This window comes from Thiohalorhabdus sp., from assembly GCF_036628635.1.
Lineage (GTDB): Bacteria > Pseudomonadota > Gammaproteobacteria > Thiohalorhabdales > Thiohalorhabdaceae > Thiohalorhabdus.
The window spans coordinates 53,705-68,931 of record NZ_JAZKRM010000006.1; the positions used below are offsets into that span (position 1 = coordinate 53,705).

14 protein-coding genes are annotated in these 15,227 nt (G+C 66.0%); 12 read left to right on the forward strand and 2 right to left on the reverse strand.

The annotated features are described in order from the left end of the window. Positions 1-61: 61 nt before the first annotated feature. The 8 genes from V5A19_RS03595 to V5A19_RS03630 all read left to right on the forward strand — a co-directional run bounded on the left by V5A19_RS03595 (position 62) and on the right by V5A19_RS03630 (position 8,721). Positions 62-448 (forward strand): DsrE family protein, encoded by a 387-nt coding sequence (locus tag V5A19_RS03595; protein ID WP_332317945.1) that lies wholly within the window; start codon positions 62-64, stop codon positions 446-448. 129 nt (positions 449-577) lie between these two features. Continuing rightward, a complete protein-coding gene (gene gcvH, locus V5A19_RS03600) occupies positions 578-1,015 on the forward strand; it encodes a glycine cleavage system protein GcvH (protein WP_332317946.1) in 438 nt (145 codons plus the stop codon). Between the two features lie 192 nt (positions 1,016-1,207). Then, complete coding sequence (locus tag V5A19_RS03605) at positions 1,208-2,254, forward strand: radical SAM protein (protein WP_332317947.1); 1,047 nt, start codon at positions 1,208-1,210, stop codon at positions 2,252-2,254. A 75-nt stretch (positions 2,255-2,329) separates the two neighbouring features. Then, complete coding sequence (locus V5A19_RS03610) at positions 2,330-3,376, forward strand: lipoate--protein ligase family protein (RefSeq protein WP_443081409.1); 1,047 nt, start codon at positions 2,330-2,332, stop codon at positions 3,374-3,376. Positions 3,377-3,379: 3 nt separating this feature from the next. Next, positions 3,380-4,474 carry an NAD(P)/FAD-dependent oxidoreductase gene (locus tag V5A19_RS03615; protein ID WP_332317950.1) on the forward strand — a complete coding sequence of 365 codons (1,095 nt, stop codon included), beginning with the start codon at positions 3,380-3,382 and terminating at the stop codon, positions 4,472-4,474. A gap of 196 nt (positions 4,475-4,670) precedes the next feature. Next, positions 4,671-5,831: a radical SAM protein gene (locus tag V5A19_RS03620; protein ID WP_332317951.1), complete on the forward strand. Its 1,161-nt coding sequence runs from the start codon at positions 4,671-4,673 to the stop codon at positions 5,829-5,831. Positions 5,832-6,186: 355 nt separating this feature from the next. Continuing rightward, complete coding sequence (locus V5A19_RS03625) at positions 6,187-7,689, forward strand: OmpP1/FadL family transporter (RefSeq protein WP_332317952.1); 1,503 nt, start codon at positions 6,187-6,189, stop codon at positions 7,687-7,689. A 99-nt stretch (positions 7,690-7,788) separates the two neighbouring features. Further along, positions 7,789-8,721 (forward strand): hypothetical protein, encoded by a 933-nt coding sequence (locus V5A19_RS03630; RefSeq protein ID WP_332317953.1) that lies wholly within the window; start codon positions 7,789-7,791, stop codon positions 8,719-8,721. Positions 8,722-8,827: 106 nt separating this feature from the next. On the opposite strand, the gene V5A19_RS03635 is transcribed toward V5A19_RS03630, so the two are convergent. Further along, the gene (locus V5A19_RS03635) at positions 8,828-9,406 is read right to left on the reverse strand and encodes an SRPBCC family protein (RefSeq protein WP_332317954.1); all 579 of its coding nucleotides are present in this window, start codon (positions 9,404-9,406) and stop codon (positions 8,828-8,830) included. A 370-nt stretch (positions 9,407-9,776) separates the two neighbouring features. On the opposite strand from V5A19_RS03635, the gene V5A19_RS03640 reads away from it, so the two are divergent. The 3 genes from V5A19_RS03640 to V5A19_RS03650 are packed head-to-tail and all read left to right on the forward strand — an operon-like array spanning position 9,777 to position 11,651. Then, positions 9,777-10,193, forward strand: a complete 417-nt coding sequence (locus V5A19_RS03640; RefSeq protein WP_332317955.1) for a hypothetical protein — start codon at positions 9,777-9,779, stop codon at positions 10,191-10,193. Then, complete coding sequence (locus V5A19_RS03645) at positions 10,150-11,259, forward strand: lipoate--protein ligase family protein (RefSeq protein WP_332317956.1); 1,110 nt, start codon at positions 10,150-10,152, stop codon at positions 11,257-11,259. The genes V5A19_RS03640 and V5A19_RS03645 overlap by 44 nt, the downstream gene beginning before the upstream one ends. Further along, on the forward strand, positions 11,256-11,651 hold the full coding sequence (locus V5A19_RS03650) for a hypothetical protein (protein WP_332317957.1): 396 nt from the start codon (positions 11,256-11,258) through the stop codon (positions 11,649-11,651). The genes V5A19_RS03645 and V5A19_RS03650 overlap by 4 nt, the downstream gene beginning before the upstream one ends. Before the next feature lie 134 nt (positions 11,652-11,785). Here V5A19_RS03650 and V5A19_RS03655 read toward each other — a convergent pair whose 3' ends face one another. Beyond that, positions 11,786-12,136, reverse strand: coding sequence for a hypothetical protein (locus V5A19_RS03655; RefSeq protein WP_332317958.1), 351 nt, complete (start codon positions 12,134-12,136; stop codon positions 11,786-11,788). A gap of 232 nt (positions 12,137-12,368) precedes the next feature. Here V5A19_RS03655 and ppc point away from each other — a divergent pair, with 232 nt between their 5' ends. Further along, on the forward strand, positions 12,369-15,215 hold the full coding sequence (ppc, locus tag V5A19_RS03660) for a phosphoenolpyruvate carboxylase (protein ID WP_332317959.1): 2,847 nt from the start codon (positions 12,369-12,371) through the stop codon (positions 15,213-15,215). Positions 15,216-15,227: the final 12 nt, after the last annotated feature.

Here is a 15,227-nt window from a genome sequence, read left to right on the forward strand (position 1 = left end):
GGCCAGTAGCGAGGCCCCGCAGGAGCCCAGGGCCGGGCGGTTTTTATAGAGGATTCAGGCCATGGACTATCAGGAGGCCGAGGACCAGCTGGTTATCTTCCTGATGACCAGCGGGCCCAGCACGCCCCAGCGGTGTGCCACGCCGTTCTATTTGGGCTCGCTGTTGTCCGCCATGGACACAGAGGTCAAGATCTTTTTCACCATGGAGGGGGTTCGCCTGCTGGAGAAGGGCGTGCCGGAGAACTTGACCGCCATGGAAGGTGGCAAATACATTCACACCTTCATGCAGGAGGCCAAGCGCGCCGGGGTCGAGCTCATCGGCTGCAAGCCTGCCTTGCCAGGTTACGAGCTGGAGGATGCCGAGCTCGTCGATGAGGTGGACGAGGTTGCCAATGCCGGACGGCTGGCCGATCTTATCCTTTCCTGCGACAAGTTGGTAACGTTCTGAACGGGGGCCCGAGCGGAGAAGGGCGTAGGGGCGCCCTACGCGATCCGTTGGCTAGGATAAAGCCGCACAATTGATGGCATGGAACCGGCCGGAGGCCGGCCCACTCCCTACCCGATAGGAGGATGTTAAATGGGGACCGTACGTGGTTGTGAGATTCCCGAGGACCTCTATTACAACGTCGAGAATAACGTCTGGGCGCGCAAGGAAGACGACGGGTCCGTCACCATCGGCATGACCGCGTTTGCGGCCGCCCTGGCCGGGGATCTGGTGGCCTATACGCCCAAGAAGGTGGGCAAGAGCATCAAGAAGGACAAGTCCGCCGCCACGGTGGAGTCCGGCAAGTGGGTCGGCCCCGTGAAGGCCCCGGTGGGCGGCGATGTAACCGCCACCAACGACCAGGTGGCCAACGATCCCAGCCTGGTCAATCGCGATCCCTACGGTGACGGCTGGCTGGCCAAGCTGGATCCCGCCGATTGGGACAACGATATCGCCGACCTGGTGACCGGCCAGGACGCCCTCGATGTCTTCGAGAAGAAGATGGACGCCGACGGCTTCGACGGCTGCTAGCGCCTCACTGCGGGGACAGGCGGCACCGGTCCCCGCGTTCCGGTGGCCCCAGGCCGCCGGACCGGGCACCCCTGATTCCCTGACCAGGGAGCCGGCGGGTCCCGGCGCTGGGCTCGCAGCGCACCCGGAGCCCAGCGCCGGGGGCCGTTGCCCCCTCCCCGAATTCCCCATGATGTGGGAGGCAAGCTCGCCATGCTCGATTGGCAAACCGCCATCGGTCAGATAGATACGCTCGACGATATGGATCTCGATCACGGGCTCATCCGCGAGATGCAGGAGGCCGTCTCCGGCATGCCCGCCGGCAGGGAGCCCTTCATCAACTTCTACGTGCCCTCGTTCAAGCACTTCGAAACCGACGAGATCGCTGGCTGCGGCAAGAACCGTTTCCCGGCGGTATCGGTCACCGGCGGCAAGTGCAAGCTCCAGTGCGACCACTGCAAGGCCAAGGTCCTCGAGGGCATGCAGCCCGCCGAGACTCCCGAGGAGCTGGAGCGACTGGTGGAGGAGGAGTTCATCCCCGACGGCGCCCGCGGCATGCTTCTTTCCGGCGGCTCCAACCACCAGAACGTCATCGATTATCCGCGCTACTTCCCCACTATCCGCCGGATCAAAGACAAGTACCCGGACTTCCAGATCGCCATGCACACCGCCCTGGTGGACGACGACTACGCCGCGGAGATGGACGCCGCCGGTATCGACGTCGCCATGCTCGACGTCATCGGCGCCCAGGAGACGGTGCAGAAGGTCTACCACCTCAAGCGGCCGGTGGCCGACTTCGAGAAATCCGTGGCCGCCCTGGTCAAGACCAACATGAAGGTGGTACCCCACATCGTGCTGGGGCTGCATTACGGCGAATTCCTGGGCGAGTACAACGCCCTGGAGATGATCGCCCGGCACAGCCCGGACGCCCTCATCCTGGTGGTCACCGAGCCCTACTTCGCCCCCTCCAGCCGGCCTTTCAAGACCCCGGATCCCAACCAGGTGGGCCGGTTCTTCAAGGACGCCCGTCTGCGCATGGGCGGCGAGACCCCGGTGCTGCTGGGTTGCGCCCGTCCGGGCGGACCGCAGCGGGTGGTCACCGATACCTACGCGGTGATGGCCGGCCTCGACGGCATCGCCTTTCCCTCCGACGGCATGGTGGAGCTGGCGGACACTCTGGGCCTGGACCACAAGACCACGCCCTCCTGCTGTTCGGTCATCGTCGGGGAGGAGATCCTGCCCGTGGCCGAGACGGCCTAGAACGGGGAGACGGCCTTGAGCGACCCCCGCGCCTGGCGCCTGCTCGATACCGGCCTGCGGCCGGCGGCCGAGAACATGGCCCTGGACCAGGTGGTGCTGGAAAGCCACCAGGAGGGCCACTCGCCCAACACGCTGCGGTTTCTCCGGTTCGAGCCGTGCGTGCTGGTGGGCTACCACCAGAAGGTGGCCCACGAGGTGTGGCAGGACTTCTGCGCCGACCACGGCATCGCCGTGAACCGGCGCATTACCGGCGGCGGCACTATCTATTTCGATCCCCTGCACCTGGGCTGGGAGCTGTATTTCGACCGCTCGGTGTTCGGCACCGGCGACATGGCGGCCCTGTCGCAGCGCATCTGCCACGCCGCTGCCGCCGGTTTGCAGCGGCTGGGGGTGGATGCCCGCTTCCGACCGCGCAACGACATCGAGGTGGGGGGTCGCAAGATCTCCGGTACCGGCGGGGCGTTTGATGGCTCCTCGGTGATCTTCCAGGGCACCGTGCTGGTGGACGCTGATCTGGAGAAGATGCTCGGCGCCCTGCGTGTCGCCCCGGAGAAGCTGTCCAAGCGGCAGATCAAAGATATCGGCGAGCGCCTGACCACGGTCAAGGAGGCCCTGGGCGGTGCCGAGGTGGGTTGGGAGCCGGTCAAAGACGCCCTGGCGGAGGGCTTCGCCGAGGAGCTGGGCATCCAGCTCAGCCCCGGCGAGCTCAACGAGGCAGAGGCCGCTAAGCTTCCGGAGGCCCATTCGGAGATGGCTGCAGACGAGTGGATTCACCTCCACACCCCCCGGGCAGCCGAGGACGCCACCGTGCTGGAGGCCACCCACCGCAGCAGCGGCGGCCTGATCACGGCCCAGGTGGCGGTGGAGGCGGACCGCGCCATGGTCAAGCACGTCCACTTCAGCGGCGACTTCTTCGTCAATCCCAAGCGCATGGTGTTCGACCTGGAGGCCGCCCTGCGCAACCTGCCCATGGGGCGGGTGGAGGAAGCCGTCAACGGTTTCTTCGACGGTTCCGAGGTGGAGATGCTCATGCTCGGCCGGGAGGACTTCCTGACTCCGGTCAAGGCGGCCCTGGGCCAGCTCGGCGAGAATGATGCCGAGCGTGCCGGGAGCGAGGGTTAAACCGTGGCGGACGCCGAATTCGACATCCTGGTGGTGGGTTTGGGCCCGGGCGGCGGCTCGGCCGCCGCCCGGGCGGCCAGTGCCGGCTGGCGGGTCCTGGGGGTGGATCGGCGCAAGGCGGTGGGCGAGCCGGTGCAGTGCGCCGAGTTCCTGCCCAACCCCATGCTGCGCCACGGCAACCTGCCCGGGGTGCTGGTGCAGAAGATCGTCGGCATGAAGACCTTCCTGCCATCCGGGCAACGGGAGGATTCCGAGTTCCCCGGCCTCATGATCGACCGCGCCAACCTGGACAAGGCCGTGGCCGGGGAGGCGGAGGCCGCCGGGGCCGACCTGCGCCTGGCCACGCGCCTGCTGGCCCTGGACCCGGTCAAGGGCGAGGCCCGCCTCAAGGGCCCGAAGGGCGAATACACGGTCGCCGGCCGCCTGGTCATCGGCGCCGACGGCCCCCACTCCCAGGTGGCCCAGGCCGCCGGCCTGGTGCCCCAGAAGACGGTGCACACCCGCCAGCATACGCTGCCACTGCGGGACCGCTACGCGGATACCGACATCTATTTGTCCGATGACTTCCCCGGCGGCTACGGCTGGGTCTTCCCCAAGGGCGAGGTGGCCAATGTCGGCATCGGCATGGATCGCCACTTCGGCGAGGATCTGGCCAAGCCGCTGGAGGGGCTGGTGGCGGAGCTTACCGAGCGCGGGCTGGTGGCGGATCGCGTGATCGCCCGCACCGGCGGCTCCATCCCGGTTGGCGGGCTGCGCCCCATGGTTCACGATGGTCTCATCCTGCTGGTGGGTGACGCCGCCGGGCTGACCCACCCCATCACCGGGGCGGGCATACCCGCGGCCCTGGTCTCAGGCGAACGCGCCGGCGAGGCTGCCGCCGAGTACCTCGCCGATGGGGATTTCGAGGCCCTCGCCGATTTCGAGGAGGATGTGCGGGATCAGTTCGAGACCTCGGTGAACCGGGGCGTGGCCCGGCGGGAGGAGCTCGAGCGGGTCTGGGGCACACCCGAGGCCCGAGCCGACCGGCCTCATCGCCGCGGTTGGATCGCCTTTTCGGCGTACTTTACGGAGGAAAACGAGGCCGAGACGGCCCTTTAGCAGCCGCTTGAGGCGCGGCCCCGACGGCCCGACGTCGGCAGCCCGGGCGCGCGCTTCAAGCCGCTCCTGCAGGGCCCCGTCCCGAGGGAACGGAACCGAACAAGCACTGACGATTGCCCGAGACCGGTTGCCCGGCGGGGGCGGTCCTCGCCCGAGGACGGATCCCCGCTCCGGATAGATCCACGAGGAGGCACCGATGAGCGACGCGACGGCTGCGCCCATTCAGTTCTACAAGCCGGACTACTTCACCAAGACGCCCGAGATGCGCTCGCCGGAGTATGTCCAGATGTCCACGGCGGCCGCCATCACCCTGGGGCTGATGGACGGCCAGATGTATCGCACCGGCTGCACCCACTGTCTCAACCTGCTGGTGACCTATCCGGAGGGGTGCCGCGCCAACTGCTCCTATTGCGGCCTGGCCCGCCACCGCGAGGAGGAGACCGACTACGCCGACCGCAACTTCATCCGCGTTGACTGGCCCACCGCCCCTCTGGATGACGTCATCGCCCGGGTGAAGAACGGCGACGACGCCGGCGGCTTCCAGCGCATGTGCATCTCCATGATCACCCACCCCAATTCGGACGAAGATACCTTCACCATCCTCGACAAGTGGGTGGCCGAGGTGCCCCACATACCGGTGTCCATCCTGTCCAACCCGACGACGCTGCGTAAGAGCGACATCCAGGCGCTGAAGGACCATGGCGCTGACATCTTCACCGTGGCCCTGGATGCGGTGACCCCGGAGATATTCGAACGGACCCGCGGCAAGACCGTGAAGTCGCCCCACCGCTGGGAGAAGTACTGGCGCGCCATGGAGTGGGCCGCCGAGATCTTCGGCCCCGAGAAGTTCGGCGCCCATCTGATCTCCGGTATGGGCGAGAGCGAGCAGGAGACCATGGAGGTGGCCCAGCGCATCAAGGATCTGGGCGGCCACAACCACATGTTCGCCTTCTTCCCGGAGCAGGGCTCCATGATGGAGGATTGGGAGGCGGTGCCCCAGGATCAGTGGCGGCGCGTCCAGCTCGGGCGTTTCCTCATCGACTACGGCGGCGGCCACTACGCCGACATGGCCTTCGACGAAGCGGGTCGCATCGTCGACTTCGGCTATCCGGAAGAGGACCTGGAGCGCATCCTCAGCTCCGGCAAGCCCTTCCAGACCAGCGGCTGCCCCGGCAAGGACGACGAAGAGGTCTCCGCCTGCAACCGCCCCTACGGCGACTCGCCGCCGTCCGACATCCGCTCCTTCCCCTTCGCCCTCAACGACCAGGACGTGGACCTGGTGCGGGCGCAGATGCGCGGCGAGGACGTGCGCAACACCTTCGAGCTGGAAGAGATGGAGGAAGAGGACGAGGAATAAATCCGTCCGCTCCCGGCCAAAAAGCGGCGGCCTCCGGGCCGCCGCTTTTTTGGGCGCGCCCGCGACCATCGCCGTTCCCAGCCGGGGAGGGTGGCGGCTCAAGCGGACGGGTTTGCCGAAGGAGAGTTAACCAAAAACCCGGTTGAAATCGGCGCATATTTGGGGCCGCCTGTTGATTTTGTAAAAGGCCCCAAACAACGGACATGGGAATTCTTTAGAAAGAATATGCTAATAAAAAGGATTAAATGGCTTTGTGCCAAATAAAATATTGTGATTTTAGCGGGTTTGTATGCTGTAGTACCAATTGTGACTGCATGAGCAACCCGAAAATTCCGCAAATGGGAGGGTGAAACCTATGCGGAGCAACCGGATTCTCTCCGCGGCGCTCGTCGCCTGCGGAGCCATCGGCCTCTCGACGTCCGCCTACGCCACCAACGGCTACCAGCTCATCGGCATCGGCGCCTACCAGAAGGGCATGGGCGGCGCGGTGACCGCCAACCCGGGCAGCGCCATGACCGCCGTCACCAACCCCGCCGGCATGGCCGCTATCGGCAATCGGGGGGACTTCTCCACGGAGTTTTTCCATACCGAGCGCACGGCGGATTTCAGCGATACCGACGCGGAATCCCGCGACGTTGTCGACCAAGGCGGGGATTCCGTAGACAGCGATACGGAAAACTACGGGGTGCCCGCGGTAGGCTGGACCGCCCCCGTGTCGGAGGGCTCCGACTTCTACTTCGGCGGCGGTGCGTTCGGCACCGCCGGTCTGGGTGCGGATTACGGCCAGACCCGGTTTGGCGCCGACACACAGAACCCGGGAAGCTTTGGGGGGATGGATTTTACCGGCTTTAGCAGTATCAGCTTCTTCCAGATGGCCCCCACGCTGGCCTGGAATGCCACGGAACGGCTGAAGCTGGGCGTCGCCGCCAACATGGATTATCAGCTGGTGAGCTTTCGGCAGCAATTGAATGCCGGTATTAACCCCACTGGGCCGAATGGGAATCTTAATCCTGGCGGTAATGCTGGCCCAATTGGGTTTTCTAACCCCCAAACGGGGCAGAACACTTTCCTAAATTTTGATCTCGGCAATACGGCCCCGACCTTCGGCTTCGGCCTCTCCCTGGGTGCCCTCTACGAGATCAACGAGATGTGGACCGTGGGCGTGAGCTACAAGAGCCCACAGGAGTTCGCCGAATCCGAGTACAACCTGCGTGAAGGGGACATCCAGAACTTCCCGGACGGCAACGGCGGTCTGGTTACCTCGAAGGCGGGGACCTACGAGATGGACCTCGACTATCCGCAGCAGGCGGCCCTGGGCGTTAAGTTCACCCCTACCGATCGGCTCAATGTCTCGGCGGACATCAAGTGGATCAACTGGTCCGACACTCTGGACGATCTGGAGGTCACCGGGGATTTCCAGGTGGGGAGGGCTTCACCCGATGGGACTCCAACCCCCAACCAAAATGCTGGTAATGATACTAGCGGGAACGCGGCCCTCGATCCGGGCTGGGACGACCAGATCGTCTACGCCATCGGCGTCGATTACGCCGTCATCCCCGACAAGCTGAACCTGCGGGCCGGCTACAACTACGCCGAGACGCCCATCGAGAAGGACGACGTGTTCTCCAACATCGTGCTCCCGGCCATGGTGGAGCAGCACCTCAGCCTGGGCGCCACCTACGTGATCAACGACAGCTGGGACGTCTCCTTCGCCTACATGAAGGCCTTCGAGAACGACGAGACCGGTTCCGGCGACATACCGGACTCGCTGACTGCGAGGGGATTCGGTGAGGACTCCCGCGCCAACATCGACCTGTCGGAGACCACCTACACCGTCAATCTCGGCTACCGCTTCTAGGACTCCTCCCTTGTAGAGCAGCTAATGGGGGCGGCGCCAGCCGCCCCCGTCTGTTTGGTTCTTACGGCCTCAATTCATGATCAAAGGGAAGGGCGTCAAATGCGGACGAACGCGATAATCGGCAAGGGCGCGGCCCTGCTGGCAGGCGTCCTGCTGGCGGCGCCGGTGCTGGCGGCCAGCCAGCCCTACACCTCGGCCAGCAAGGTCAGCGGCGCCGGGGTCGACGAGGTGGCCTCGGACGTCAAGACGGCTCTGGAGGACGTCGGTCTGGAGGTCCAGGGCAGCTATCACCCCGCCGGCCAGGCCAACATGGTGTCGGTGGTGGTCACCGACAGCCGGCTGCTTAAGGCCATCGCCCAGCTGCGGGAGACCACCAAGGGGGGCTATCCCATCTTCGGCGCCGGCATCCGGGTGGGGGTTTACCAGGACACCGAGGCCGACGGCGACCAGGTGGAGGTCAGCTTCGCCAACCCCACCTACTGGTACCAGGCCTACTTCCAGGACGCTTACCAGCAGGTGGCGTCCGAGGCCGAGCGGGTTGAAGGCACCCTCATGGAGACCCTGGGCGGCCTCGGGGAGAAGACCGGCGAGCCCTTCGGGGGCGAGGTGGACGACTTAGCCGGCTACCACTATATGGTCTTCATGCCGTATTTCGAGGACCACATCGAACTGGCCTCCTACGACAGCTTCCAGAAAGCCGTTCGTACCGTCCGGGCCAACCTCAACCGGGGGGTCGCCAATACCGAGCGGGTCTACCAAGTCGTGCTGCCCGAAAAGGCTATGGCGGTGTTCGGGGTGGGCATGCTGGACAAGGAAAAGGGCACTCCGTTCTGGTTCCCGAAGCTGATCCAGCGCCACGTGGCGGCCCTGCCTTACGAGATAGCGGTGATGGGCAACGATGTCTACATGCTCCACGGCCGCTACCGCATCGCCCTGGCCTGGCCCAAGCTGACCATGGCCACCTTCTCCAACATCATGGATGCGCCGTCGGATACCGAAACCGTCCTGGGTGAGGTGGCCTCGCCCCAGTAGCATTTCCAACGGCCTCAGGTTGGATGCCCCGGCCGCCGCTTCGGCGGGGGTTTTTTGAGGCGGGCCGGCCGTGCACTGGCCGGTGCAGCCCGATGATGTCAGGCACCTAGAAGGCCCGGCTGCCGCTCCTTTCCGGGTCGGCGGGCGAGCCCTGCTGCTCGATGCGTGCCAGCGTCTGGCGCAGCTTGTCTTCGAGATCCCTGGCCATCAGGTTGGCGGCAAAGGTCGGAAGCTCGGACTCGGGCACCATGTGCAGGCGCACTTCCAGGCGGGTACCGCCGGCGCTCGGGGTGATGAGCCACAGGCTTTTGCCTTCCTCGAAATCGCTCTTTTCGGGAATGATCCGGCTGCGGATGGTGTAGCGGGAAACCTTCACCGCCTCCACCCGGGTCAATTCCTGACAGAATATCGCCAGGCAGTTGCGCACCCGGGTACGAACCCGGACACTGGTCTCTCGGCTGTTGGGTGCGACCACCTCCGATTCCTTGACGCTGGCGTTAATCCGCTCCAGGTTGTCGAAATCGGTGAGCATCCGGCGCACTTGGCGCGGCGACGCCTCCAGTTGCGCGACCATCTGGGCGCGATAGGCGCCGTCCCGGAAGGCAACGTTGAGCTCCTCGACCGACGCCCCTGCCGCGGCCAGCGGTGCCAACAGCGCGATTATTGCCACGATCTTTTTCAACATTGGCGCGTACTCCGGGAGGAACCCTGAGGGGGACCATTCGGGGTTCAATTAGACTATTATATAAGAAAATTCTAATTAGAAAAGGTTCCCGCATCGGTCCGGCCCGGGTCGGGCGCACGTCTCGCGGCCCGCCTTTGACACCTCCTGGCTCGCTGCGGGAAACTTCAATGCCCGAGCTTGCTAATCAAGAAAAGCGGCTATCCGCCTCATTCAGGGATGGTGCTTGTGGGAGGGGCTACCAGCCCCGACCCGGATCGGAAGGCTTCCCTGTCGCGGCCAATGGCCGCTCCCACAGGATTCGAGCCCGATTTTCCGGCACCCTTTTTGACCGAACCGGCTAGCCAATTTAAGAAAATCCAGGACGATCCCAATGGCCAAGACGATACCGCTTCAGGACACCGGCGCCCTCAAGAACGAGCTGCGCAAGTTCCAGAAGGGCGGCAAGCTCACCATCCAGGACTTCAACAAGATCGCCCGGCTTGGGTACTACGGCTTCATCGTGCTGACCCCGCTGGATCCGGAGGATGACAATGTCACCTCCTACCTGATGTACATCCAGCCGCCGGAGGGCCTGCCCGCCACCCAGCTGGCTATAGACGAGGATATGCCCGACTCCATCCGTATCCTTGACGGCGAGCAGGGCGACGCCATCGCCGATGTCATTCGCCAGGGCGTGCGTGACCGCCTGGACCATATCCAGCAGGTGGTCCAGACCGACTTCTACTTCCAGTATTTCTACGACGATGCCGAGGAGCAGGGCGGGGGCGACGACGGCTCCCAACAGTAGGCCGCCGGCCCTGCGGGCGCGTTGGCTGGATGCCGGCCGGCTGGCGCCTTTCGATCTGCATGCCTTCTACCACGGAATCGCCTACGCCCTGAATCCCGGGGACGACCCGGTCCTGATCTGGGGGCGGGCGGACCGGGCCCACATCTCCCTAGGCCCCCATCAGGACGCCGCGACCGAGCTGGCCCTCGACGGTGACGGCCGGGCCGCCGGCATGGAGGTGGTGCGCCGGGAAACGGGCGGTGGCAGCGTCCTGGTGGCCCCCGATCAGTGGGTCTACGCCTTCGTCGTTCCCCGACGGTCTTGCCCGGGCCGGCCACAGGACCTCTATGGCCAACTGCTGCCCGCCGTGGAGACGGCCTACGCTCGCTTCGGCCTGACCGTCACCCGCCGGGGGCCCAACGACCTGTGGTGCGATGATCGCAAGATCGCCGGCACGGGCATGGCTACTATGGGCGAGGCCCTGGTGCTGGTGGGCAGCTTTCTGATGGGGTTCGACGCCGAACGCTTCGCCGCCGCCGTTGACTGCCCGTCTCCGGTATTTCGCCGGTTCCTGGCGGCAGGCCTGGCCGAGGCGGTGGCGCCGTGGACGGCCTGCGCGCCCCCGCCGGGGCGCAACCTCCTGCGCTGCGCCCTGCGCCTGGGAGCGGCGCGGGACCTGGGCTGGGTGGTTACCCCGGATCGGCCCGGCGAACGGGAACGGGCGGCCATCGCCGAGGCCCGGGCGGATCTGCTGGATCCGGACTGGCGCTGGGAGCGCCAGGGGCGCCGGGCGGTGGCCGAAGGCATCAAGCTCAAGGCCGATAGCTTCCTGACCGAGCGCACGGTTTCCGGGGTGGGCCGGGTGACCGTGCAGACGGAGGCAGGCCGCATCCGCCGGCTGGAGGTGGCGGGTGTGACACCCAACCGCCCAGCGTCCTGCATCGGCCTGCCGGTGGCGAGGGAAGCCCTAGCCGGCTGCCTGGGCGCGGAGGCGGCCGCCGCGGTGGCCGCCGTGGCCGTGACCAGCGAGGGCGAGGGTGCCCGCGGCGGAGGGGGAGCCCCTAGTCAAGAGGACGGAAACCCATGAGCGACGGGCCCACGATCAACCGCCGGCTGCAGCCCGGCTTCATCATCGTCACCACCGACGAGTCCCTGGTGCGCGAACTGCAAGGCGTGGCCGGCGACGACTGGGAGGTGCTGGCGGTGGCGGCCATAGAGGATGCCGGCGAGTGGAACGAGATCCTGCTCTACCGTTTCATCCTGCTGGATCTGGACAGCTGCGCCGGGGATCCCGCCGAGCAGGTGCGCAGCCTGCGCCAGGAATCCATGGTCAACACCCCGGTTATCGGCGTCGGTGGCACCAAGGAGGAGGCGAACCGGGTGCGGCCCCAAGGGGCCGACCGCTTCTTCGCCCGCGACGAGATCGCCGACACACTACCCGATTTCCTGGCGGCGCTGGGGTGGGGGAAAGGGGGATAGGCAGGGATGCCGTGGGGCTGTCTGCCTGAATCTAGCGGATAGCCGCTCTCGGGAATCCCCACCTCACATCGAGGCGCCCTAAAAAAGGCCCCGGAGGCACTCCGGGGCCTTTTTCGGAATGGCGACCGATGGGCTCAGTGCTCCGGCGGCACCTCTTCCTTGTGGTCCCGGCGCTCCCGCTCCCAGACATCCACGGTCAGGTAGCGGGTCTCTACCTGGTCGCCGCTTTCCACCGTGAAAACGGCGACGCGGGTGCCCGGGGAATCGAACTGGGTGGTGCAAGTGAAGACGCCGTCGAGCTCCACCTTTTCCTCGCATACCACCTGGTTGTTGATCTCCAGACGGGCGGTGGCGCTGCCGGAGCCGCGCAGGCGGATCTTGAAGCGGAAATCCTCGCCCGGTGCGCGCCGGTAGTTGTCCGGATCGCGGAACTTGTTCCACTCCAGCCCGTTGATGTTGATCTGATGGATCAGGTTCTGGTTCATGCCGCCCTCCGTGGAATGCGTCCAACGGCAGCGTTGGGGAACGGTTTTCGGTATTGGGTCGCAGTCGGCCCGAAGCTGCTTGATGTCGGCATTAGCGGAAAAGCGGCCATTATACCGCTCACACGGCCTGATGCGAATAAGGTTTGGTAATGGCCGGGCCTAGGGGCCTTATCCGCCGTCGGTGGCAAACGGGTATCGCCTCGCCCGATCTGAATGTGGATAATAGGGTTCCTTGACGGCACCGCGACACCGCATACGGAGTGCTCCGATTCGAACCGAAGCCAACTTCTCGCAGCTGGACTCCGAGCTGCGCGGCCGGGTCAAGACCCTCGGCCGCACGCTCGGCGACGTGCTCCAGAACCAGGCCGGCAGCCAGGTGTACGAGGCCGTCGAGTACCTGCGCAAGGGCTACATCCAGCTGCGCAAGGAAGACGATCCGCAGCTGCGGGCCGAGCTCGAGCGCTTCATCAAGGAGCTCGACCCGGATGTCCTGACCTACGTCATCCGCGCCTTCTCGGGCTACTTCCGGCTGGTCAACGTGGCCGAGGAGGCCCACGCCCACCGCCTGCTCTACCGCGCCGAGCAGGAGGGCGAGGCCTGGGAGAACAGCTTCGAGGACGTCCTCACCCGCCTCAAGGACAAGGGCCTGACCCCCGAGCAGGCCGGCGAGCTGCTGGGCCACCTGGACATATCCCCGGTGATCACCGCCCATCCCACCGAGGCCACCCGCCGCACCCTGCTCGAGAACCAGCGGCGCATGTTCCTCAAGGTCAAGAGCCTGGACGACAACCGTCTGCCGCCGTTTGAGCGCGAGGCGCTGGAGCAGAACCTGGCGGTGGACGTCCAGATCATGTGGAAGACCGACGAGGTCCGGGTGCGCCGGCCGCAGGTGGAGGACGAGATCGAGAACGGGCTGTTCTACTTCCGGGAGAGCCTGTTCCTGGCAGTGCCGCGCATCTACCGCAAGCTGGAGCAGGCCCTCTACGGCGTCTACGGCCAGGCGGCCCCGGCGGTGCCCAACATCATGCGCTTCGGCTCCTGGATCGGCGGCGACCGCGACGGCAACCCCTACGTTACCGCCGAGACCACCGCCTGGGCCCTGCGCACCCACAAGCGCGAGACCCTGTCCGCTTACATCGACCGCATCAATCAGCTCCACCACATCCTGTCCCATTCGGACCGCTTCGGTAAGCCCTCGGAGGCCTTCTACGAGCGCCTGGAGCACGATCGGCGCTGCTTCCCCGAGCTGGCGCGCGGGCTGCAGCAGCGTTACTTCCACGAGCCCTACCGGCAGAAGCTGCGCTTCATACGGGAGCGACTGCGGCGCGCCCACCAGGCCAACGAGGCCCGCCTGGCCGGCCAGATCCCCGGCGCCGAGTGCGACTACGCCTACGGCCACGAGGACGAGCTGCTCGCCGACATCGATTCCATCGGCCAGTCCCTGGCCAGCCACGGCGACGCTGTGGTGGCCGACCGCGAGCTCAAGGACCTGCGGCGGATCGTGGAGACCTTCGGCTTCTTCCTGGCTCGGCTGGATGTGCGCGAGGAGTCCTCCCGCCACACCCAGGCGGTGAGCGAGGTCCTCGCCGCCCGCGGCGATCTGCCCAGACCCTACGAGCAGCTGACCGAGATGGAGCGCATGGAGCTGCTCACCGGGGAGATCGCCAGCCGCGACGAGCTGCTGCCCACGGGGGTGGAGCTGACCCCCGAGACCCGCGGCGTCCTCGACGTCTTCCGGGCCATGGCCGACATGCAGGGCGAGATCAGCCCCGACGCCTTCGGCAGCTACATCATCTCCATGACCCGCAGCGCCAGCCACGTGCTGGAGGTGCTGTGGCTGGCCAAGACCGCCGGGCTGCTGGGCAAGCGGGCGGACGGCTCGTGGTTCAACTGGCTGTCGGTTGCGCCTCTGTTCGAGACCATCGAGGACCTGGAGCACATCGAGGCGGTCATGACCGGCCTGCTGGAGCATCCGGTCTACCGGAGCCTGCTCGAGGCCAAGGACTCGGCCCAGGAGGTCATGATCGGCTACTCCGACTCCTGCAAGGACGGCGGCATCGTCGCCAGCTCCTGGGCCCTGTACCAGGCCCAGCGCCAGGTTACCGACCTCGGCCAGAAGTACGGCGTTTCCGTGCGCATCTTCCACGGCCGCGGCGGTACCGTGGCCCGCGGCGGTGCGCCCACCCACAAGGCCATCCTGGCCCAGCCGCCGGGCACCGTCCGCGGCGGCATCAAGATCACCGAGCAGGGCGAGGTGCTGTCCAGCAAGTACGCCAACCTGGAGACGGCCGTCTACGAGCTGACGGTGATGACCTCCGGCGTCATCGAGGCCAGCCGCTGCACCGTCCAGGAGATCCGCGGCGACCGCCAGGAATTTTTGGACGCCTTCGCCGAGCTCGCTGACAGCGGCGAGCGCGCCTACCGCGAGCTGACCCGGGAGACCGAGGGCTTTTTGGACTATTTCTACGAGGCCACGCCCATCGACGGCATCAGCCGCCTCAACATCGGCTCCCGCCCCAGCCATCGCCAGAAGGCCGATCGCTCGCTGGACTCCATCCGCGCCATCGGCTGGGTCTTCAGCTGGAGCCAGAGCCGCCACACCCTGCCGGCGTGGTACGGCGTGGGCACGGCCCTGGAGGCCTTTATCGGCGACAGCGACGAGCGGCTCGAGCTGCTGCAGCGGATGTACCAGGAGTGGCCCTTCTTCAAGACCTTCCTGTCCAACATCCAGATGTCGCTGGCTAAGGCCAATATGGACATCGCCGCTGAATACGCCGAGCTGGTCGAGGACAACGAGCGCGGGCGCGCCACCTTCGCCAAGATCCGCGGCGAGTTCGACCGCACCCGCCGGTGCATCCTGCAGGTGGCCCAGATCGAGGGCCTGCTGGAGGAATCGCCCATGCTGGCGCGCTCCATCCAGCGCCGGGACCCCTACATCGATCCCCTCAACCACATCCAGCTGATGCTGATGCGCCGCTACAAGGACGAGAGCCTCTCCGAGGAGGAGAGCCAGCGCTGGCTGGGCCTGATGCTGCGCACCATCAACGGCGTTGCCGCCGGCCAGCGCAACACCGGATAACCGGGAGAGGCC